The sequence below is a fragment of the Bacillus cereus group sp. N31 genome (assembly GCF_016483245.1).
Lineage (GTDB): Bacteria > Bacillota > Bacilli > Bacillales > Bacillaceae_G > Bacillus_A > Bacillus_A toyonensis.
Genome location: NZ_JAEHCH010000010.1, coordinates 39,080 through 58,788, shown reverse-complemented (window position 1 = coordinate 58,788; position 19,709 = coordinate 39,080). Strand labels below are relative to the sequence as shown.

Here is a 19,709-nt window from a genome sequence, read left to right as displayed (position 1 = left end):
ATTTACAAACTTCTTGTAATAACAAAAGGGGGAACAATCATGATTCAAACTAAGGATATTATCGAACTTACAGACACATACGGAGCAAATAACTATCACCCACTTCCAATCGTTATTTCTAAAGCAGAAGGCGTTTGGGTAGAAGATCCTGAAGGAAATCGCTATATGGACTTATTAAGTGCATATTCTGCAGTTAACCAAGGTCATCGTCACCCAAAAATTATTAACGCTTTAATTGACCAAGCTAATCGTGTTACGTTAACTTCTCGTGCTTTCCATAGTGATCAATTAGGCCCTTGGTACGAAAAAGTTGCGAAACTAACTAATAAAGAAATGGTACTTCCAATGAATACAGGTGCAGAAGCTGTTGAAACTGCAATTAAAACAGCTCGCCGCTGGGCTTATGATGTGAAAAAAGTAGAAGCAAACCGCGCTGAAATCATCGTTTGTGAAGATAACTTCCACGGACGTACGATGGGTGCTGTTTCTATGTCATCAAACGAAGAGTACAAGCGTGGCTTCGGTCCAATGCTTCCTGGCATTATTGTAATTCCTTACGGTGATTTAGAAGCGTTAAAAGCTGCAATTACACCAAATACAGCAGCATTCATTTTAGAGCCAATTCAAGGTGAAGCAGGAATTAACATTCCACCAGCTGGTTTCTTAAAAGAAGCTCTTGAAGTATGTAAAAAAGAAAACGTTTTATTTGTAGCAGATGAAATCCAAACAGGCTTAGGCCGTACCGGTAAAGTATTTGCTTGCGACTGGGACGATGTAACTCCTGACATGTACATACTTGGTAAAGCACTTGGTGGCGGCGTATTCCCAATCTCTTGCGTTGCAGCAAACCGCGACATTTTAGGTGTATTCGAGCCAGGTTCTCACGGTTCTACATTCGGTGGTAACCCACTTGCATGTGCTGTTTCTATCGCAGCTCTTGAAGTGTTAGAAGAAGAAAAATTAACAGAGCGTTCTCTTCAATTAGGCGAAAAATTAGTTGGGCAATTAAAAGAAATTGATAACCCAATGATCACTGACGTTCGCGGTAAAGGTTTATTCATCGGTATCGAATTAAACGAGCCAGCTCGTCCTTACTGTGAACAACTAAAAGCAGCTGGTCTATTATGTAAAGAAACACACGAAAATGTAATTCGTATCGCACCACCTCTAGTAATCTCTGAAGAAGATTTAGAGTGGGCATTCCAAAAAATTAAAGCTGTATTATCGTAATGATAGAGAGGTTGTCCTACACGTTAGGACAACCTCTTTCTTTTTATGGTGATTTATACTAAAATAAAATTTAAATTTTCTGTATTTTAATCCATAAAAGGAGGTGCGACATGCTATTAAGATATGGTAAACATATTAACTATTTAGCTACAGCTTTTATTTTAGTTACATTCTTTGGTTTCATCCTTTCCACAACATGGCTTCATTACTCAACTCCTACTACACTCACACTACTGAAAGCATCATTTTGGACTGCTGTTATTCTTACTATTATTGGATTTGGACGAGAAAAAAGCGCACTTGCGGTTATATTATTTGGCATTTGTACACTTGCATTAATTGGTCTTTACACTTTTGCCGTTATCGATTACCTCTATAACCCGAGACCATAGAAAAAGCTATCTTTATACAAGATAGCTTTTTTCTTCATTTCACTACATTTCGCAAAGTACCAATTCCCTCTACTGTAATGACCACTTCATCACCAGCGTGTAAAAACTTCGGTGGTGTAAAGCCCTTTCCGACACCAGACGGCGTTCCTGTTGCGATAATATCGCCTGGTTCTAATGTCATCCCTTTACTTATAGTTGAAATAATTTCTTCAATTGAAAAAATCATTTTATTTGTGTTTGAAGTTTGTCTTACTTCTCCATTTACTACTGTTTCGATGTGTAATGCGTTCGGCGTTTCAACCATTGATTTATGCATTAAATACGGTCCCATCGGACAAAACGTATCGAAGCTTTTTCCAAGGAAAAACTGTTTATGTTTCCTTTGAATGTCACGAGCGGTTACATCATTTATAACTGTATATCCGAAAACATGGTCAAGCGCTTTTTCTTTTTTTATTTGCTTCCCGCGCTTACCAATAACAATAGCTAGTTCCCCTTCATAATCTAGTTCATTCGTTGCGTGGGAATGCCCATTGATTTTCTCATCAATTCCAATAACTGTTGTTGGTGCTTTCGTAAAAATCATTATATTTTCCGGAATAGACTCTACTCCGCCCATCTCGATTGCATGTTCACGATAGTTTTTCCCAACACAAAGTATATTCTTTCTTGGCCTTGGAATTGGTGCTAATATTTTCACCTCTGTTAACGGATAATACGCTACCCCTTCATTTTCCTTTGCCCAATGTACAATTTCACATATTTTCTCAAGACATTCAGTCCCTCTTTCAATACACTCTAACATTGTAATCGGAATCGTAACCTTTTCCCCTTTTTGTCTTTGCGCTTCTCTTAAGTGCAGTACTTTTTCTTCCTCTTCGTCTACAATACCTACAAATACCTTTTCCTCTTTCTTCGCCGTTACAAAACGCAATATTTCCACTCTCCATCCTAAAACTCATACCATTTAATTGTATTCGCATCTATAAGAAAAAAACCTTCTCATGCACGCTAATTTTTACAATATTCTTCTCACGCCTTATTCGTTACTCATTCATTATTTGACATAAATTGTAGAATTTTTACTTTTTTTAGCGAAGTTGTTTCTTTTTTATGCGATTTTTGTATAATATGTACTACATATATACTAAAAATTTCATTTAGAGATGGAGCCGATTTCAATGTTTGAGCAAGCTATTGAAAAAAAACGTGAAAAAATGATCTATTTTGCTGAACGCTACGGAATGACTTCTCAAAAAACAGTGGATTGTAGCCAAGAACTGGACAGGCTCTTAAATGTAATTTGGCATGTACATACGAATTTTCACCATAATCAAACACTCGATACACACACGCAATAACGTGTGTGTTTCTTTTATTTCAAAAAAACACACATTTTATTGAAAACGCCCATACAATAGTAGAAAAGAAAATTTTAAAAACGAAAGGTGTTTTATATGCCAGCTATGGTCGGACATATTCGTATCGTCAATATTGGGTCAAGTGGTATTTTTCACATTGGAGATGTATTTGCGATTAGGCCTATTAGTTATTCACGTGCTTTCGCTGGGGCCGGCTCTTTTAACGTTGGAGATAATGTTTCTGTCTACAATTATCAAAGCGCAACGACTGTCAATGATTCAGATGTAATCGATCAAGCGATAATTGGTTCAACTTAAAGGAGGCAATTGCATTGAATTTTTACGTGAACCAAAGTATTATCATTAACAGTATTAGAATCGATAGCATTACGACTTCTTCTGTATTCCAAATTGGTACAGCCGGAAGCATTAAAGCTCTATCTAAATTTTCAAATACGGGTGGATTTACAGAGCCTCTTCGCCCATTACAGGCGAAAGGACAAATTATTTCTATCAAACCATCAAATAGTTCTTCTTAAGACATCCTTGTCATAAATATATATCAGGAATATATTTACCCTCCCTATTGAAAAGGAGGTTTCACAAAATGAATCAAGATATATATACTTACTTACACCAACTTCAGCAAGCTCTCCAAATACAACAAGCAACCATCCTTAGCCTAGAAGATCAAGTCCGCCAATTACAAGAAGAGCTTAATGAATTAAAAAGTCGCCCCTCCTCTTCTATAGGAAAAGTGGAATACAAATTCGATCAATTAAAAGTAGAAAATTTAAATGGCACTTTAAATATTGGTTTAAATCCATTTTCAACAAAAGGACAACAAATTGAAGATTTTCAAGTTGATACAGAAACATTGAAGGTCAATCCTGAAACTGACACCAACCCTGACTTTTATCAAGGTATCCTTCAAGAAATGCATCGCTACTTAGATGAAGAAGCATATAATCGAATTCTCCATTTTGAACAAGAAGAGAGAACACCGCTTGATGAAATGTATCGACAAATGATGGTTGATGACATAAAAAAACAGATGGAGCATAGACTTCCTTATTATTTATCACAAGCTCAATCATATGAAGGTATTTCAACAGATCCAGATTATTTACGAGACCTCATTATTCAAGCAATGAAACAAGATATCGACAAAGCCTTTCTATCCTTTATTCAGCACATACCGGGAAATTTCCGAAAGGAGTAAGTATGTATGAATCTTAACGTTGTAAATCGTGAGTTAAAAGTCGGACAGATTAAAATGAACGGTGTATCCTCGTCCGCTCTCTTTTTAATTGGGGATGCAAATTTCCTCATTTTATCTTCTATTCTTGATACACCGTTTGAAACTGTTACAGAGGGTCCATTTGTACCATTAGTAACAGATGTCCCTCCTACTCCAGGTTAAGGAGACTGAGAAATTATGTTACATCATGTGTCTATTGTCCAAAATGTTTCTATTATTTCTTTAGGGATTGCTGCCGTATTTCAAGTTGGAGATGCAAATCAAATGGAATTAAAAAGTAGAGCTCTTGCCGTCCACAGGGAAATCCCTTGTTATATAAAAGGTGAAGGTCGCTTAGATGCATTTGAAATCTTTACAGATGAACACATTACAATCCCAAAGCGAACGACAGATGTCAAATTAAATATTATAAATGAATGCCCTTTTATTGAAGTAAATAACGTTGAACTGCGAACACTTTTAAATTCTGGTTGCTTTCAAATTGGAAATGTTGATTATGTTTTTAATAACTCTCGTATTATGCAAATCCGCCAATATATTACGGATGAACCTTCCGCTCAATAATTCATATAGTAATTAAAAAGCTTAGTAAAGTAGGTGGATGGTATGCCTTCGGTTGTTGGAAATCTCGTCGTTCAAAACAGTAACGGTTCTTTCAATTTAGGAGATTTTTATAACGTGTCTCCGAAAGAAAACACGAAAGCTTATAACGGGTCCGGAGCTTCTAATGTCGGATTTGTCGTCAACACTTTTAACGGCGTTAGTGCAACAAATACGTTTGATTCTGATGTGGCAGATCAAGACCAGATTGGAACGGCATAAAAAAGAGGTGTCTCCTATAGGTGACACCTCTTTTTTATATGAAATAGTAACGGATCTTTTCTTTGAAAATTATTCATCACATCACCATTTATTTAAATGATAATCCGCCCTCCTCCAAAGCCTTTCTAAGCTTTGGTAAAGATGCGGGGCCCATACCATGCAGTTTTAAAATTTCTTTTTCACTATATTTTGAGAGCTCTTCTACAGTGTGAATACCATGGTGCTCTAATGCCCTTCTTGCTGGTGCTGAAAGAAGAGAGAGAAAACCTTCTTTTGGCTTTCTCTCTTTCTCACAGGTTGGGCAAGTTGGACAATCGCTACTTTTATAGTACTCGTGTCCCTGTTCACAAGTTCTTAACGTTGCCATTTTTTATAGCCCCTTTCTGTTGTCTATTCCTCAATATTCACAACATGATTCCCATCAAAGAAGTATAAACATTTCTCTTTCACAGGATGTTGTAAGCTTTTCTCGAGTGCTTTTGCATATAACGAAAGCTGCACTTTATAGCGATCTTCTAAAATTGGTTTTGCTTGTTCAAATCCGCCTGGGAATTTACCTTCAATCGTATCTGTTTTGAAATCGATTAGAGTAATACCATCTTCTTCTTCAATCATGCAGTCGATAACCCCTTGGACAAGAATCGATTCCCCGCTATTCCCTCGCCAATCTTGATATGCTTCTTCTGCTGATAGCATCATCGTAAATGGAACTTCACGCTCAACACTTTTCGCCGCTAATACCCTTTTACCTAAGTCACTGTCAAAGAATGAAATTACTTTTTCAATCGCTATTTCTTCCGCCTGCTCGAATGTTAATAATTCCTTATTTACCATTCCAGCAATTTGTTCTTGAAGAACTTCAACCGTAATCGGCTTCTTCAAATCAACATGTTGCATAACGGCATGGACTGCCGTCCCACGCTCTGCGTACGTTAATCCTTTTTTCTCCATAAAGCGCGGACGTGTTTTAATTGGTGCACGTAGTTTTTTAATAAAGGCGTTATCGCTACCTTCTTCAGATTGATAATTTCTCTTTATTTCTGTAACAGATTGCTTCGCACGATGAGAGGTTGCTTCCTCATACCCGTACTTCCACATTAACCTATCGTACACTTCTTCTTTTCGTTCACTTTGTAACGGCACAGCCTTTTTCTCACGAAGTGCTTCTAACAACTCTTGTTTCTCTTCTTGAACTGGCTCTGGTGCAAGTAGCGTGTTACCGTCCACAACTTCTACTTTCCAGCTAGTGTCATACCCGTAAATTTCATCTGGAATACTTCCTTGTCCTAATTCAAGAAGCATTTCACTATCACGGTGTCTATATAATGAAGGTGCAATCCAGTCTAAATAACAAGACGCTCCAGCACGTATGTGATCTGGTAATAACCATTCACTATGTTCCCTCGCATCGAGCCATTTTTCCATTCCCTTATTTGCATCCTTAACTGTTCCGATTAAAATTAACTTCTCTTTTGCACGCGTTAAAGCTACGTATAATACGCGCATTTCTTCCGCAATTAATTCCATTTTCATTTTACGTTTAATTGCAAGCTGTGATAATGTCGTATATTTAATTCGTTTACGCGGATCAATGAACTGTGAACCGAAACCGAAGTCTTTATGCAGTAAGAAACGTTTCATTAAATCTTGTGTATTAAAACGACGACCGAGTCCAGCTACAAATACGACCGGGAACTCAAGTCCCTTACTTTTATGAATCGTCATAATGCGAACAACATCTTCTTGTTCACCAAGAGCTCTCGCCGTCCCCATATCGTCACCGCGTTCTAAAATACGTTCAATAAAACGTAAGAAGCGGAATAATCCTCTAAATGATGTTGCTTCATATTGCCTTGCGCGGTCATATAATACGCGCAAGTTTGCCTGCCTTTGCTTTCCAGCTGGTAAACCGCCGACAAAGTCATAATACCCTGTCTCACCGTACACTTTCCAAATTAAATCAGAAAGTGATTGTTGGCGCGCAAATTCACGCCATCCTTGCAGTAAGTTATAAAACCATTCTAGTTTTTCATGAAGTTCTTGTTCTTCTTCAAGCGGTGCACCTTTTAAGAATGAGCTCATTACTTCATAAAATGACCCTTTCTTTCCGTGGGCACGAAGCGTCGCAAGTTCTTCATCATTTAATCCAACGATCGGTGAACGAAGTACTGCTGCAAGTGGAATATCTTGCATCGGATTATCAATAACGCGGAATACGTTCATCATAATATTTACTTCTGTCGCTTCAAAGTAACCAGTCGCAAGGTCTGCATATACTGGAATTCCTTGTAGTTTTAACTCTTCCATAATTTGCGGTGCCCACGGCATAGAGCGAAGTAAAATAACGAAATCACGATATTGCACTGGTCGCATACTATCCGTTTTTCGGTCATACACTTCATAACCTGAATCGACCATCGCTTTAATGCGCTGCGCCATAAGACGAGCTTCCAGTTGCGCCTTTTCGACTTCCGTACCTTCTTCACCCTCTAGTACTTCTTCTTCCGTTTGCTGAATGCATAATAATTCAGCCGCTACATCTTCACCTTCTGGATAACTAGCGCCTAGTTTTAATTCAGCGTCAGCGTCGTAGTCAATCTCTCCAACTTCTTCGCCCATAATTTGTTTAAAAATAAAGTTCGTACCTGCTAGTACTTCATGACGACTACGGAAGTTTTTCGCTAAATCAATCTTCATTCCGCCGCCCGATCCTTCTTGCGTGAAGCGTTTATACTTTCCTAAGAATAAGCCTGGTTCTGCTAGTCGGAAACGATAGATTGACTGTTTTACGTCACCAACCATGAACAAGTTCCCTTCACTCTCAGAATCTTTCGTTACGAATTTAATAATGGATTCCTGTACGAAGTTCGTATCTTGATATTCATCGACTAGTACTTCTGCAAATTTATTACGATATTGAAGCGCTACCGCTGATGGCTTCACTTCATCATTTTCACTTTGTTCACTTAAAATTTGCAAACAGAAATGCTCTAAATCTGTGAAATCAACCATTCCTTTATCTCGCTTCATCGCTTGGAAACGCTCTGTAAATACTTTTACGAGCTTCACGAGTTTTTCTAATACAGGATGCATATCTTGAAAATCTCGTAAGAAACTTTCAGGTTTGCGGCTAAATAACTCTTCTTGTAATTTCTTCACTTCATCTTTCGCTTTATTACGAAGAGAGTCTACTTGTTTTACAACATCCTCGTTGTAATCACTTTTCTTAATACGCTTTAACGTTTGCCACGATACGTTTTGCATCGCTTCATACACGCTTGTCCACGATTCACGAGCTGCTGATGATAACATTCCAAGTAAAGCTGCATCCGCTTGTAGGGTTTCAACGCGAGGCGCCGGGCCGTCAGGAAGCATTGCGAGTTCGGTTGCTTTACGAATATGTTGTTCCGCTGTTTCAAGCTGGGATCTCACATCTTCTAATAAGTAAGAAGCATACACTAAATCTTCAATTGTCTTTCCTTCCACGTCGTATGCTTCTACTAATTTATCGAGCCATTTTTCCGGATTTGGATGCGCTCTTGATTCTGTATGAAGCGCTAAAATCATTCTTTGTAAGTCATCATCACTACGGTCACTCGTATAGCGATCAACTAATTCAAAGAAAATACTATTATCTTCGATTCCATACTCTTCTTCTAATATGTCATCTAGCACTTCTTCTTTGAACAACTCATTTTCTGTTTGATTTGCAATACGAAAACGAGGATCAACATCAAGCATGTAGTAATACCCTCTAATTACTTGTAAACAAAATGAATGGATCGTTGAAATAGATGCTTTATTTAATAGGCTCAGCTGTTTTCTTACATGCTGAGATCCTGGCTCATCAATTAGTACTTTTTCTAACGCTTCTCCAATTCGATTTTTCATCTCTTGCGCCGCTGCATTCGTAAATGTTACAACGAGCAGGCGGTCGACATCGACTGGATTTTCCTCGTTAATAATCTTTTTAATCATACGTTCAACTAATACTGCTGTTTTTCCCGATCCAGCTGCTGCTGCGACTAAAATGTCACGTCCATTCGCTACAACGGCTTTCCACTGGTCATCTGTCCATTGACTACCTTCTGGTTTTTTAGGCCAATTTTCTATCATTCTCCGTCAACCTCCTCTCTGATTTTCTCCATCGCTTCACTATCTTTCATATCTTTTAACGTACGGAATTGATTATCTTCAAGTGATTCATCAAACTGACAGACAGATTTGAAGTTACAGAACGTACATGCCGCTTTATTCCCCTTTTTGTAAGGAGCAATATCAATAACACCTTCTGTAATGTCTTTTCCGATATTTTCAAACGTATGGTGTACATATTTTTGCAGTACGTTAAACTCTTGCTCACTTGCAATGCTAGAACGCGCACTAAAACTACCGTCTTTTTTCAGACCAGCAGAAATAATATCTGAACTTCCTGTTGAAAGTTTGTTATCCATTAAACGAACAACGTCAGCATCTCCTAGTACGAGGCCTTTCATTTTAAATTTCTTTAAAATTTCTTTTTCAATTTCAGCTTCAGATGCGTCACCTTTCATTTCAACAATCGGGTTATGAATATGAAAATACAGTACACCAGCAGGTGATGCTGCGTGGCCTTTTTTCATCCACGTTTGTGCATTTGTAGTAACGACATCTAAATACGTTAACATTTGAAGTGCCAATCCGTAATACACTTCCGTTAAGTCTAACGCTTTTGAACTTGATTTATAATCAATAATACGAAGGAATGTTCCGTTTTCATCTTCAGCCTTATCCACACGGTCAATACGGCCGATAACTTCCATCTTCACACCATTTGGTAATGAGAATTCCATCGGCGGAAGCGATCCAGTACCGCCCATACCGAATGGCACCTCTAAATCAACTGGTACGAAACCGCTCGACTTCGCGTGTTCACGAAGAATGATTGACGTACGGAAAATGATTTGTTGTAGTTTTTGTTTTAAATAGAAATGACGATTTGAGCTTAATAAAATTTGTCTTTGTAATAACGGTGCGATTTCTTCTATTACTAAAACAGAAAGATGCTCACACTCTTTTATTGATAAATCCGCCCAAGTGCGGTTTTCGCGTAATAGCCTGTCTGCAATTCTCTTCAGTGCTGCATGGAATAGTTCACCGATATCTGGTGCATCTAGTTTAAAAATATCACGCTCTCTTAACGATAAACCGTGCTGCGCGAAATGAGCGTACGCACAGCGGTTGAAGAGTTCCATACGAGAAACGCTTCCTTTTATTTTATCTCCGTATAAATCTCTACTTACTACCGTACTTAGTTTCTGCGCACGATTTCGATAGAATAAACTTGATAACACGCGACTACTTTTTTGTTTCCATTCATCCGAAGTGACGTAGAAGTTATAGACGTCCCACCAAAAATCTAGATTCCCTTCAAATCCGTATCGCTTCCACGTTTGCAGTTGCTGCATGACATAAGATAACGTCACTTCTGGCGTTGCTACGTATGAAATTTGTTCCGAACGCGATAAGTCGTTTACGTCATTCGTAACAAACGAGTCTTTCACATTAGGAAACATTCTTTTTATTTTCTTAATAAAGCTAGATGCAAGTAATGTCTTTCCTTCTTCATCTGCAAGTGGGCATGAAATATATAATTTCTCAGACGCTCTCGTTACCATCTGATACATAACGAACTGCTCTTCTAATAAGGTTTGTCTCGTCGTTGGCGCGAGTTCAATTCCTGCCGCACCAAGAACTTCTCTTTCCTCATCAGAAAGCATCCCTTCATCCATCGGTGCTGCTGGAATAACTCCTTCATTTACGCCGATAATAAACGTTGCTTTCACATCTGATAACCTGGAATGATCAATATTGGCAACTAATACTTGATCTAATGATGGCGGAATGTTAGCGAATTGAAGTGCCTCAAGTCCTGTCGACATAACGTCCGTGAACATAGATAGTGACATCTTCTCCTCACCAAGCATTTCTACAAACGTATCAAGAAGGCTCATTACTTCTTCCCATACTTGTTCATGGTCTGTTGCAAATAAGAAATCTCCGCTCTCTTCTGCACGTATACGTAATTCTTCTAACTTCTTTGGAACGTCAAGTTCTTCTAAAAATAAGTAAACCGCTTCGCACATTTGCATCACTGTTCCCGCACGCTTTAACCTTTTTTGCATGCGAATAACTGGCGTTCTTACAACGTCACGCAGCCTGTTTATTTTCTCTTCCATTTCACGTTCAATATCTGTTATCATTCCGTTTGTATCGTCAAGTGAACGGTAACGGCGATACATCCACGGATCCTCAGAAGTCCATCTCTTCCCTTGTACACCGTACGCTAAACAGTAGTTTTCGAACTCATCCATCTCTTCACGCATCATTTCTTTCCTTACGTCTAATGGATATAAAAGCTCTGTTTTCACGCAGCGAAACACCGCGTCATAACGCCAATTCCCGCTAATAATTTCTAAGGCAGAACGAATACACTCTACTAATGGATGATGTGACATCGGGCGTTTTTCATCGATGAAATGTGGAATATTATAATCTGTAAATAACGTTCGCATCACATCGTAATAACTTTCCCCGTTACGAAGAAGTACTGCAATATCTCGGTAACGATACGTTTCATCCGCGACAAGTCTACGAATTTCACGAGCAACCCCTTCTACTTCAGCTCGTAAATTCGCCGCTGTACTAATTGTTACACTTGCTTCATCATAATACTTTTCATTCGGACGCGCTTCATAATGCGTTTCTAAATGAGCTAATGCCGGAGAATGAAAACGCGGTTGTTCCATAAGTGGAATTGTTTTTTCAATTTCTATTTTCTCTTCACGCGCTACTTGTTTTATTTTTTCATATGTTAACGTTGTTTCATAAAATAAATCCAGTTCATTCACTGGTTGCGCTAATGTTTTTTCATCTATCGTTAACGTAATTGTGACTCTCGCTCCACAAATCATGAGCTGTCTTACAATTTCAAGTTCTTGCGGAGAAAATGAATGAAACCCATCTATATAAATTTCAGCACCATTTACATACTCAGACTGCGGAAGCTTTTCCACTAGCAATTGTAAATAGTCTTCTGAATCTAAATACTTCCCGATTAAAGCACGTTCAAAATCATCATATAATATCTGTAAATCATATACTTTATTCGCTAATAACTTTTGCTCAGCACTGCTACTATGCGCATCTAATTGTTGCCACATTTCATATACGTTAGATGGCGTCACATTGTAACGTTTAAACTCCGCAATCATACTGCCAAGATGTTCAAAGAAACCGTTTTGCTCCGCTGCTTTTTGGAACACCGATAATCCATCTTTACGAGATTCTACAATTTTACGAAGTAACATATGCACACCCGCTTCATCAATATGAAGACGACTCGCTCCGCCAACTTCTTGCAACACCTTCCAAGCTAATCGTGAAAAACTAAAAACTTGTGCCCGAATAGAACCTCTTACATCCTCCCTTTCAATTAACGCCTGCTGCGTCTGGAATGTCATCTGTTCTGGCACAAGATATAATATTGTTTTGCCTCTCGGGCGCTGTTTTAACTCTTCTTGCACTTCTCGTAAACAAAGTGTACTCTTTCCACTTCCCGCTCTACCAATCACCAATCGAAGTGACATGTAACCCCACCTTTCACTTACACAACGAACGTTAGTTTGCTACTATAATTGTATTATAGTACACGAAAAAAGACAAACGGAGTTGTTTGTCTTTTCTATACTTCTACTTCATTATATCAACCTTTTGAAAAATTCGTTTGCACCTCTTGAATTGGCCAATATCGTAAATCGACTTTACCGACAACTGTATCAGCCTTCACAAAGCCAAAGTGTCTACTATCCCAGCTCCCAAGGCGGTTATCGCCTATTACAAAAATATGACCAGCTGGCACCACCTTTTCTTTCGTTAACTCTTCTAATGTAAAATCACCTGTTAGTTGCCTTCCATTTATCTCTTTCTTGTACTTCTCTAAATAAGGCTCATCAATAAATTGACCGTTTATATACAACTTATCATGCTTATATTCAATATGGTCTCCAGGTAAACCGATAATTCGCTTTACATAGTCTTCTTTTTTATTCGCATGAAAAACGACGACATCGAATCTGTTCAAGTCCCCCACTTGATAACTCACCTTATTTACAACGAGCATATTGCCATCTTGCAATGTCGGCATCATTGACTTCCCCTCTACAACGTACGTTGAAAAGAAAAACGTTCGAAAAAATACAGCTAATAGTACACCAATTAAAATTGTTCGTATCCACTCTAGGCCTTCTTTTTTCAAAGTTTTCTTCATCCGCTTCTCCCCTTACCCTTTAATAATGAAGCTTGCATTTATAAAGTGAAACTTAATCGGTGGGGGGGTTGTTCATCCCGCACCGATCGGGCAGATTGATCCCCACCTAACTTCTCTGCTTCAGCCGAATTTTTTGGAGGAAGTTTTACTGCCCTCAAATAGTGGGACAAAGAAGACTATTCTTAATGTAGTTCTAACTTTACTTCAATTCTTTTACCGACATACCATAAAATAAAAATAACAATCGCTACAATAACTGATTTCACCGGCTTATGAATAAACGACATTAAATCATGACCGATGTACGTTAAAATAAAAATCATCACAAGCTTTCCGAATGCGAGCGCAAGTCCGAACTGTTTTACGCTAATGCGAGATAAACCAGCTACAACGTTTATAAGCGCAGACGGTGTAAACGGAAAACAAAATATAACAAACACTGGCGCGAATCCTTTCCTTTCAATCCACCCCATTGCCTTGCGCACTTTCTCATGCTTATTTACAAAAGAAAAGAAACGGCTTCGTCCAAAATGGCGGATAATGAAAAAAACAAGCATAGCACCGATTACTGATCCAAGCCATGAATAAAGGAAACCCAGCCAAAATCCAAATGCAACAGCATTCGCTAGTACAAACACAATAAGTGGTAATGCTGGAATAAGCGCCTCTATCATCGGCAAACCGATGCCAAGAAGCGGTCCGAACGCCTTATAACTTTCAACAATATGATCCATATTTTCTGGTGAAAAATACTCTTTGATTGACTGAAAATCCATTCTACACTTTACCCCTTTACTCTAATTACTACCTCTACTGTATCATTGCTTTTCTGAAAGAGGAAATGGTAGATACGACATATGGAGATGTAATTATTAAGTTTCCATGTCCTTCATTAGAATTCCTTCATTATTTAGCTATGATAATCTTTCAATATTCGACAGGATATGAAGATAATTTAGACACTATACACAAATTGTAACTTAACGGTTACGTTTGATGAAAAAGCAGAAACTACAGAAAGTAATAATTCGTCTTTTTCAAAAAAATACCCTTACTGCACGTAAGGGTATTTCTACCTATATAGAAAGAAGTATCATGTATGCCACAAATATAAAACGATATATATTCACACTACATTAAATATATATAAGGAAATTACCATTATATTGTTCCATTAAAGAACAATATATTTGTACATCTCGCTCGTTTTATTTATGAATCTTACAGTGTAAACTGTATATATAATGAAATAAAAAAAGGATGAGTCTCCTCATCCTTTTCCTCTCACACATCTTCTTCCCTAACAAAATACACTTTCTCATAAGCTGGTCTTAATGTTGATTCATCTCTTTTATCAATTTCTTTAAAACAAGGATTTCCTTGTTTCTTCTTTCGATCTTCATATTCTGTACGCAGTTTCGCTGTACGATTTTGTTGATTTTCAAAACTACTTTTTGATATTTCTAATTTCACAGCAAGGCCATTTATAAATCGAATAATAAGATTTCCATCTTTTAATTCTCGATTACTTTCGATATAAAAATGCGACAGCCACGCACACTCTTTTCTAGAATAAGAATAAGTAGGGAAAAAATAAAGTTGATCTGTCGGACTGATTGCAATCGGTGCTTTATGTGTAATATGCGTTAACTCTTTCGTTCCTTCTTTTCTGCCCAAAAAACTAGATCCATGCTTACGACAACTTCTCTCTATAATATCTAGAGGCTTTTGAAATACGAAAAAAGAATCTTCCATTTCAACAACTCGCGTAACAATTTTCTTTTCACTTAGAATAACAGGAAGTAAGGCCATTGTATTTTTAGTTACAACATAATTTTCGACGTAGCGTTCTACTTTACTTTCCATATCCTATTATCTCCTTTTTTCATTTTCTATTTATATTAGCAGCTGCATATATAATTTTAGCACCTATGAAAAGGAAATAGGTAACAGGTTCCGCTTTTTTACAATTTTTTATCATTTATCAAACATTTGTCAAACAATAAAATCACAATATATAAATTAAATAGTTTTATAACCATAAAAACAGCATTTATACTACCTATAAATATTTATTATCTCTTCCTCTTTTTACATCATTACAACAATTAACTTTGCTATAATTAAAATATAAATCCAATATATGGAGGGCCCTTATGGAAGAAAAAGAGATCCAACCATCGATTCAAATGAAAAATAGTAGCGTCATTATCGTGAAAAACTCAGCTAGTATTATATTCGGTTTATTTTTCATTTTGCTATTCTTCGCTAAACCATTTCGTAAATCGAAATGTCCTGAATGTAAAAAACGCGAGAAGAAAAAAGCAGGGAAAGAAGAGTAAAAGGCCTTCCTTTTTGGAAAGCCTTTTACTCTTCTTCATTACCTCTATAAACGTCGAGTACAACTTCATTTACATATATCTCAACAACAAAAAAAGGATGGCATGAGCCATCCTTTTTTCCATCATCAACTATAAAATTATAGTTTGATTACGTTTTTAGCTTGAGGTCCACGGTTGCCTTCTTCGATTTCGAAGCTAACTTTTTGACCTTCTTCTAAAGATTTGAAACCTTCAGTTTCGATTGCAGAGAAATGTACGAATACATCGTTTTCGCCTGGAACTTCGATGAAACCGAAGCCTTTTTCGTTGTTAAACCATTTTACTTGTCCTGTTACTGCCATGATTATTTCCTCCTAAGAAAATACAAATTATTTTAGTCTTCCTGTATAAAAAAAGAATCCACACATTATCAAACACGAAACATAAACTAGTTCTCACATACTTTTTCTCGTTCGTTTTCGGCACTTGATAATATATGGATTGCTTAATTTAACTATTCAACTGACATCATCATAGCATACTTAAAATAAAATGTACAATCTTTTTTGAAAATAGAATTTCTAATTTTTAGTATTTCTTATAAAATAAAATTATCTCTATTCTATATAAGGAGGAATTCATGACAACCAAAATTCCTAAAAAAACATTAAAGAGAATTGAGGAGGATATTGAAAATAATAATCTTGGAAAGGCAAGAGAAAGATTACATGGTCTCATCTTTACATATCCAAATGAATTACATCTTCGAAAACAACTCGGAGACATTTATTATAAATTACAATATCCAGAAATGGCTGGACGTTATTGGTATCTAGAGGAGCATAAAACAGATATTATGCATGAATCATGTTTATTATTTGAAAAATCAATGGGAAATGATCCTTATCATATTGCGCGTGCTTTAAAATTCAAAGGCGATTCTAGCAAGATAAAGAAATTGTATAAAGAGAAGCCTTTATCTCCAGTACAAAAAAAAGTAGCAGAGGAATTAGTATATGAATATAAAGAAACATGGGAAGATAAGTTACTCTCTCTTGGGTGTCTAGTATTCCTTGCTTTCCTTCTTTTCTCTGCTATTGTCGGTATATTCACTATTTGGAATTGGATTTTTTAATTATAGGGGGAATTTTCACATGTCAAACTACGAAAAAGAAGAAAAGCTAACAGGGGGAAACGTCTCAAACGTATATCGTTCTGAAAATACTGTTCGGCGGGAATTAAAGCCAGACAGTAAAAAAATTCATAAGCTATTACGTCATCTAGAAAACAAAGGATTTCATTATGCCCCAAAGTTTTTGGGCATAGATGAAAAAGATAGAGAGATTTTATCATTTATAGAAGGCGACGCAGGCAATTATCCTTTAAAAGAATTCATGTGGTCTAATGATGTGCTGAAAGAAATCGCAAAGATGCTCCGTCTGTACCATGATGCTGTAAGTGACTTTCCGTTATTAGATGATTGGAAACCGATGGATCATACCCCACATAACATTGAGGTTTTATGCCACAATGATTTTGCTATATATAACATTATTTTCAATAATGAAAAGCCAGTCGGTATTATTGACTTTGACGTCGCTGCTCCTGGTCCAAGAATGTGGGATATCGCTTATACGCTTTATACTTGTGTACCTTTAAGTCGAGTGTATTATACAGAATCAGGAGAAGCCGTTCATTACGACTCATCGCAACACGCAGGTCGTATTAAAGAAAGAGTGAAGTTGTTTGCTCAGTCCTACGATAAAGATATGGACGAAGATTACTTCGAAATGGTGTTACTACGTTTAGAAGGGTTATGTACATATGTGAAAAGAAAAGCACAAGAAGGAGACGGAAATTTCCAAAGAATGATTGATGAAGGACATCTAGATCATTATGAAAAAGATATGACGTTTATTCGTGAGCATGGGAAAGAGTGGATCTAATATTATTTCTATTTTTGTTAGTAAATCGATATATCTTTTCGAATCGTAAATATATTTTAAGTTGTGTTACATATATCCGAATAATCGTTCATATCGTTTCTTTTCCTACCGGAACTATCACATCACTATCAAGCTAAAATCTCGAGATACCCCCTAACGAAATTTTAGCTTTCTATAGTTATGTAAGAGAATTCAGCCCATTTTTTCGTTTCACAAAAATTTTATAATAATTAAAATCACGTTATAAAAATATTATATTATAATGCAACTAGTTAAAGGGAAACTTTAATCAGTAGGGTTTTGTGCATCTCCCACGTAACTTCTTTGCTCCAGCCAACTTTTGAGGCGGGAGTCTTACTGCCGCAAATAGCGGGATAAAATTACAAGGCCGTTTGCCATGGGGGATTTACATACATGAAAAAGATTTTATTTTTGTTATTGGCTACTATTATTACGTTAACATACCTTCTAGTTTTTAATAAGACCATTGATTCTGAAATTAAAGGATTCCCTATACCTTATGAAGCTAAATTAATTCATACTACTGAGGAGATAGGTGAGTATGTATATAAAGGCGATTGTTTTGAATCAGGTTTATCTATATGGTATCAAATACATATAAAATTAAAGGGATGGGATAAAACTTTTGCAGAGGGTGGAATGAAAGTTTATGAGAAGGATAATAAAAAAGTAACCGTAATATATTTAACGGGAGAAGATGTTATCAGTTTATATAAAGAGTAATAAAAAAGGTGATCACTTAATTGTGATCACCTTCCTTTTATTTCGTAAACTGAGCTTCTTCTGTAGAACCTTTTAACGCTGTCGTTGATGAAGTACCGCCTGTAATGACTTGTGCTACTTCATCAAAATAACCTGTTCCTACTTCGCGTTGATGGCGAGTTGCAGAGTAACCGTGTTTCTCTGCTGCGAATTCCGCTTGTTGTAATTCAGAATATGCTGCCATACCACGGTCTTTATAGCCACGTGCTAATTCAAACATGCCGTAGTTTAATGAGTGGAATCCAGCAAGTGTTACGAACTGGAACTTGTAACCGTAAGATGCGATTTCTTTTTGGAAGCTCGCAATCGTTTTTTCATCTAATTTTTGTTTCCAGTTAAATGACGGTGAACAGTTATAAGCGAGTAATTTCCCTGGATATTTTTTATGGATTGCGTCTGCAAATCGTTTTGCATCTTCTAAATTTGGTTCAGACGTTTCACACCAAACGAGGTCTGCATACGGTGCATACGCTAAACCACGTGCAATTGCTTGATCCAGTCCTGCTTTCGTACGATAAAATCCTTCTGGTGTTCTTTCTCCTGTAATAAACGCTTTATCAACCGGATCGATATCACTCGTAATTAAATCGGCTGCATCTGCATCTGTTCTTGCAACGATAATTGTCGGCACTCCCATTACGTCCGCAGCAAGGCGTGCGGAAATTAAATTACGTACCGCTGTTTGTGTCGGCAGTAATACTTTTCCACCTAAATGTCCGCATTTTTTCTCTGAAGATAATTGATCTTCAAAGTGTACACCTGATGCACCCGCTTCAATCATACCTTTCATAAGCTCGAATACGTTTAATTGTCCGCCAAATCCAGCCTCTGCATCTGCTACAATCGGTACGAAATAATCTGTATCATCGCTTCCTTCCATATGCTGAATTTGATCCGCACGTTGAAGTGTTTGGTTAATTCGTTTTACTACAGCTGGTACGCTGTTCGCTGGATATAAGCTTTGGTCTGGATACATATGTCCAGAAAGGTTTGCATCAGCCGCTACTTGCCAACCACTTAAGTAAATTGCTTTTAATCCCGCTTTCACTTGTTGCATCGCTTGGTTTCCTGTTAATGCACCAAGTGCGTTAATATAATCTTCCGTATGAAGCGATGTCCAAAGCTTCTCAGCACCGCGGCGTGCTATTGTATGTTCAATATCAATCGAACCACGCAAACGAATTACATCTTCAGCTGAATACGGACGTGTTATTCCTTTCCATCTCGTATCTAATTCCCAGTTCTCTTGTAATTTATCGATTCTTTCGTTTTTCATTTATTCCAT

22 protein-coding genes are annotated in these 19,709 nt (G+C 37.1%); 13 read left to right on the top strand and 9 right to left on the bottom strand.

What is annotated here, in order from left to right; translation table 11 throughout:
- The first annotated feature begins 39 nt into the window (after positions 1-39).
- Together rocD and JDS81_RS14415 are read left to right on the top strand one after the other, a co-directional pair.
- On the top strand, positions 40-1,230 hold the full coding sequence (gene rocD / locus JDS81_RS14420; protein ID WP_000616647.1) for an ornithine aminotransferase: 1,191 nt from the start codon (positions 40-42) through the stop codon (positions 1,228-1,230).
- A gap of 110 nt (positions 1,231-1,340) precedes the next feature.
- A complete protein-coding gene (locus JDS81_RS14415) occupies positions 1,341-1,622 on the top strand; it encodes a hypothetical protein (RefSeq protein ID WP_000926856.1) in 282 nt (93 codons plus the stop codon).
- A gap of 34 nt (positions 1,623-1,656) precedes the next feature.
- On the opposite strand, the gene JDS81_RS14410 is transcribed toward JDS81_RS14415, so the two are convergent.
- On the bottom strand, positions 1,657-2,556 hold the full coding sequence (locus JDS81_RS14410) for a fumarylacetoacetate hydrolase family protein (RefSeq protein WP_176281010.1): 900 nt from the start codon (positions 2,554-2,556) through the stop codon (positions 1,657-1,659).
- A gap of 247 nt (positions 2,557-2,803) precedes the next feature.
- Here JDS81_RS14410 and JDS81_RS14405 point away from each other — a divergent pair, with 247 nt between their 5' ends.
- The 7 genes from JDS81_RS14405 (at position 2,804) to gerPF (ending at position 5,066) form a co-directional block, all read left to right on the top strand.
- Positions 2,804-2,983: an aspartyl-phosphate phosphatase Spo0E family protein gene (locus JDS81_RS14405; protein ID WP_000462852.1), complete on the top strand. Its 180-nt coding sequence runs from the start codon at positions 2,804-2,806 to the stop codon at positions 2,981-2,983.
- A gap of 96 nt (positions 2,984-3,079) precedes the next feature.
- Positions 3,080-3,301 carry a spore germination protein GerPA gene (gerPA, locus tag JDS81_RS14400; protein WP_001111187.1) on the top strand — a complete coding sequence of 74 codons (222 nt, stop codon included), beginning with the start codon at positions 3,080-3,082 and terminating at the stop codon, positions 3,299-3,301.
- 14 nt (positions 3,302-3,315) lie between these two features.
- On the top strand, positions 3,316-3,522 hold the full coding sequence (gene gerPB / locus JDS81_RS14395) for a spore germination protein GerPB (RefSeq protein ID WP_001012514.1): 207 nt from the start codon (positions 3,316-3,318) through the stop codon (positions 3,520-3,522).
- 68 nt (positions 3,523-3,590) lie between these two features.
- Complete coding sequence (gene gerPC, locus JDS81_RS14390) at positions 3,591-4,205, top strand: spore germination protein GerPC (RefSeq protein ID WP_001070753.1); 615 nt, start codon at positions 3,591-3,593, stop codon at positions 4,203-4,205.
- Between the two features lie 6 nt (positions 4,206-4,211).
- Positions 4,212-4,406 (top strand): spore germination protein GerPD, encoded by a 195-nt coding sequence (gene gerPD, locus JDS81_RS14385; RefSeq protein ID WP_001052804.1) that lies wholly within the window; start codon positions 4,212-4,214, stop codon positions 4,404-4,406.
- A 15-nt stretch (positions 4,407-4,421) separates the two neighbouring features.
- The gene (locus JDS81_RS14380; RefSeq protein ID WP_000902321.1) at positions 4,422-4,808 is read left to right on the top strand and encodes a spore germination protein GerPE; all 387 of its coding nucleotides are present in this window, start codon (positions 4,422-4,424) and stop codon (positions 4,806-4,808) included.
- Between the two features lie 42 nt (positions 4,809-4,850).
- Complete coding sequence (gene gerPF, locus JDS81_RS14375) at positions 4,851-5,066, top strand: spore germination protein GerPF (protein ID WP_001141566.1); 216 nt, start codon at positions 4,851-4,853, stop codon at positions 5,064-5,066.
- A gap of 88 nt (positions 5,067-5,154) precedes the next feature.
- On the opposite strand, the gene JDS81_RS14370 is transcribed toward gerPF, so the two are convergent.
- The 6 genes from JDS81_RS14370 to JDS81_RS14345 form a co-directional block, all read right to left on the bottom strand.
- Positions 5,155-5,433, bottom strand: coding sequence for an RNA polymerase alpha subunit C-terminal domain-containing protein (locus JDS81_RS14370; protein WP_000224035.1), 279 nt, complete (start codon positions 5,431-5,433; stop codon positions 5,155-5,157).
- A 23-nt stretch (positions 5,434-5,456) separates the two neighbouring features.
- Positions 5,457-9,182 carry a helicase-exonuclease AddAB subunit AddA gene (gene addA, locus JDS81_RS14365; protein WP_097953205.1) on the bottom strand — a complete coding sequence of 1,242 codons (3,726 nt, stop codon included), beginning with the start codon at positions 9,180-9,182 and terminating at the stop codon, positions 5,457-5,459.
- A complete protein-coding gene (addB, locus tag JDS81_RS14360; protein ID WP_097953204.1) occupies positions 9,179-12,694 on the bottom strand; it encodes a helicase-exonuclease AddAB subunit AddB in 3,516 nt (1,171 codons plus the stop codon). Before addB ends, addA begins: the two co-directional genes overlap by 4 nt.
- Positions 12,695-12,810: 116 nt before the next feature.
- Entirely contained in the window at positions 12,811-13,374 is a 564-nt protein-coding gene (gene lepB, locus JDS81_RS14355; RefSeq protein ID WP_000751914.1) for a signal peptidase I, read from the bottom strand.
- Between the two features lie 182 nt (positions 13,375-13,556).
- Positions 13,557-14,150, bottom strand: a complete 594-nt coding sequence (locus JDS81_RS14350) for a TVP38/TMEM64 family protein (RefSeq protein WP_000347508.1) — start codon at positions 14,148-14,150, stop codon at positions 13,557-13,559.
- 508 nt (positions 14,151-14,658) lie between these two features.
- The gene (locus JDS81_RS14345; protein ID WP_000444437.1) at positions 14,659-15,240 is read right to left on the bottom strand and encodes a competence protein ComK; all 582 of its coding nucleotides are present in this window, start codon (positions 15,238-15,240) and stop codon (positions 14,659-14,661) included.
- A gap of 290 nt (positions 15,241-15,530) precedes the next feature.
- Here JDS81_RS14345 and JDS81_RS14340 point away from each other — a divergent pair, with 290 nt between their 5' ends.
- Positions 15,531-15,716, top strand: a complete 186-nt coding sequence (locus tag JDS81_RS14340; RefSeq protein ID WP_000391370.1) for a hypothetical protein — start codon at positions 15,531-15,533, stop codon at positions 15,714-15,716.
- A 137-nt stretch (positions 15,717-15,853) separates the two neighbouring features.
- On the opposite strand, the gene cspA is transcribed toward JDS81_RS14340, so the two are convergent.
- Entirely contained in the window at positions 15,854-16,057 is a 204-nt protein-coding gene (gene cspA / locus JDS81_RS14335; RefSeq protein WP_000301522.1) for an RNA chaperone/antiterminator CspA, read from the bottom strand.
- A gap of 278 nt (positions 16,058-16,335) precedes the next feature.
- Here cspA and JDS81_RS14330 point away from each other — a divergent pair, with 278 nt between their 5' ends.
- The 3 genes from JDS81_RS14330 to JDS81_RS14320 all read left to right on the top strand — a co-directional run bounded on the left by JDS81_RS14330 (position 16,336) and on the right by JDS81_RS14320 (position 18,385).
- A complete protein-coding gene (locus tag JDS81_RS14330) occupies positions 16,336-16,830 on the top strand; it encodes a DUF6584 family protein (protein WP_097953203.1) in 495 nt (164 codons plus the stop codon).
- Between the two features lie 19 nt (positions 16,831-16,849).
- On the top strand, positions 16,850-17,641 hold the full coding sequence (locus JDS81_RS14325; protein WP_097953202.1) for a phosphotransferase: 792 nt from the start codon (positions 16,850-16,852) through the stop codon (positions 17,639-17,641).
- Between the two features lie 414 nt (positions 17,642-18,055).
- A complete protein-coding gene (locus tag JDS81_RS14320; RefSeq protein ID WP_000721808.1) occupies positions 18,056-18,385 on the top strand; it encodes a hypothetical protein in 330 nt (109 codons plus the stop codon).
- A gap of 37 nt (positions 18,386-18,422) precedes the next feature.
- Here the strand turns inward: JDS81_RS14320 and aceA are convergent, their stop codons facing one another.
- Positions 18,423-19,700, bottom strand: a complete 1,278-nt coding sequence (aceA, locus tag JDS81_RS14315) for an isocitrate lyase (RefSeq protein ID WP_000787332.1) — start codon at positions 19,698-19,700, stop codon at positions 18,423-18,425.
- Between the last annotated feature and the right edge of the window lie 9 nt (positions 19,701-19,709).

What these genes read in the sequence shown, in the direction of transcription:
- rocD (WP_000616647.1), top strand. Translation starts at nt 40, where the DNA reads ATGATTCAAACTAAGGATATTATCGAACTTACAGACACATACGGAGCA.
- JDS81_RS14415 (WP_000926856.1), top strand. Translation starts at nt 1,341, where the DNA reads ATGCTATTAAGATATGGTAAACATATTAACTATTTAGCTACAGCTTTT.
- JDS81_RS14405 (WP_000462852.1), top strand. Translation starts at nt 2,804, where the DNA reads ATGTTTGAGCAAGCTATTGAAAAAAAACGTGAAAAAATGATCTATTTT.
- gerPA (WP_001111187.1), top strand. Translation starts at nt 3,080, where the DNA reads ATGCCAGCTATGGTCGGACATATTCGTATCGTCAATATTGGGTCAAGT.
- gerPC (WP_001070753.1), top strand. Translation starts at nt 3,591, where the DNA reads ATGAATCAAGATATATATACTTACTTACACCAACTTCAGCAAGCTCTC.
- gerPD (WP_001052804.1), top strand. Translation starts at nt 4,212, where the DNA reads ATGAATCTTAACGTTGTAAATCGTGAGTTAAAAGTCGGACAGATTAAA.
- JDS81_RS14380 (WP_000902321.1), top strand. Translation starts at nt 4,422, where the DNA reads ATGTTACATCATGTGTCTATTGTCCAAAATGTTTCTATTATTTCTTTA.
- gerPF (WP_001141566.1), top strand. Translation starts at nt 4,851, where the DNA reads ATGCCTTCGGTTGTTGGAAATCTCGTCGTTCAAAACAGTAACGGTTCT.
- JDS81_RS14370 (WP_000224035.1), bottom strand. Translation starts at nt 5,433, where the DNA reads ATGGCAACGTTAAGAACTTGTGAACAGGGACACGAGTACTATAAAAGT.
- addA (WP_097953205.1), bottom strand. Translation starts at nt 9,182, where the DNA reads ATGATAGAAAATTGGCCTAAAAAACCAGAAGGTAGTCAATGGACAGAT.
- addB (WP_097953204.1), bottom strand. Translation starts at nt 12,694, where the DNA reads ATGTCACTTCGATTGGTGATTGGTAGAGCGGGAAGTGGAAAGAGTACA.
- lepB (WP_000751914.1), bottom strand. Translation starts at nt 13,374, where the DNA reads ATGAAGAAAACTTTGAAAAAAGAAGGCCTAGAGTGGATACGAACAATT.
- JDS81_RS14350 (WP_000347508.1), bottom strand. Translation starts at nt 14,150, where the DNA reads ATGGATTTTCAGTCAATCAAAGAGTATTTTTCACCAGAAAATATGGAT.
- JDS81_RS14345 (WP_000444437.1), bottom strand. Translation starts at nt 15,240, where the DNA reads ATGGAAAGTAAAGTAGAACGCTACGTCGAAAATTATGTTGTAACTAAA.
- JDS81_RS14340 (WP_000391370.1), top strand. Translation starts at nt 15,531, where the DNA reads ATGGAAGAAAAAGAGATCCAACCATCGATTCAAATGAAAAATAGTAGC.
- cspA (WP_000301522.1), bottom strand. Translation starts at nt 16,057, where the DNA reads ATGGCAGTAACAGGACAAGTAAAATGGTTTAACAACGAAAAAGGCTTC.
- JDS81_RS14330 (WP_097953203.1), top strand. Translation starts at nt 16,336, where the DNA reads ATGACAACCAAAATTCCTAAAAAAACATTAAAGAGAATTGAGGAGGAT.
- JDS81_RS14325 (WP_097953202.1), top strand. Translation starts at nt 16,850, where the DNA reads ATGTCAAACTACGAAAAAGAAGAAAAGCTAACAGGGGGAAACGTCTCA.
- JDS81_RS14320 (WP_000721808.1), top strand. Translation starts at nt 18,056, where the DNA reads ATGAAAAAGATTTTATTTTTGTTATTGGCTACTATTATTACGTTAACA.
- aceA (WP_000787332.1), bottom strand. Translation starts at nt 19,700, where the DNA reads ATGAAAAACGAAAGAATCGATAAATTACAAGAGAACTGGGAATTAGAT.